The organism is Prevotella sp. OH937_COT-195 (assembly GCF_003932845.1).
In the GTDB taxonomy this organism is placed as follows: Bacteria; Bacteroidota; Bacteroidia; order Bacteroidales; family Bacteroidaceae; genus Prevotella.
Map to the genome: position 1 here is coordinate 1 of NZ_RQZH01000124.1, position 738 is coordinate 738.

The 738-nt window shown below is 40.5% G+C and carries 1 pseudogene; it reads left to right on the forward strand.

Annotated features, from left to right (window positions below):
* Positions 1-369, forward strand: a pseudogene (locus EII32_RS12310) (hypothetical protein); the annotation flags it as partial.
* Between the last annotated feature and the right edge of the window lie 369 nt (positions 370-738).

Sequence of the window (738 nt, forward strand, 5' to 3'; positions counted from 1 at the left end):
AACTTCAAAGGCGAATGCAGGGGCACATGTCCGGCATGCGAACAAGAAGTGAAATACATCGAGAAACAACTTAACGCGCGCCGCATGCTGGGCAAGGCAGTAACGATAATAGGCGTAAGCACCGGTATCGCCGCACTTTCATCGTGCAGTCAAAAGACAACACATAATTCGGATATGATACAGGGTGACACATGTACACCGGTAGATTATGAAGAATTTGACAAAGCATTGCAGCAATCAAATTGTAACGAAGAAATGATGAAAACAGGAGAGGCACCAAAGAATTTTGGCTCCATTGAATACGACACTATTGCCCAGCCTAATTCAGACAAAAAGGAAATTATAAAAAAAAGAGTAAAAGAAAACTAACAAACACTTACCATAACATGTAAGGAAATGAACGGATATTGCAATTCCGAAACCAAATCTTTTCATTCTTTTCGTACTCAAGAACTGAGCACCCGACATCTTTTTTTGTAATCAATTTGCACAATTCGTTTTTTTTTATTTATTTTGCGGGCATAACCAAATCTGTTTTCAAGATTATGAATGTAGGGAAACGTATATGCGAAACGCTGAAAAAACCATACGCAAGCAGATTGCTGATGCAAATGGTATAGTATATGAGCCAAAGAAATGTAACTTCAAAGGCGAATGCAGGGGCACATGTCCGGCATGCGAACAAGAAGTGAAATACATCGAGAAACAACTTAACGCGCGCCGCATGCTGGGCAAGGC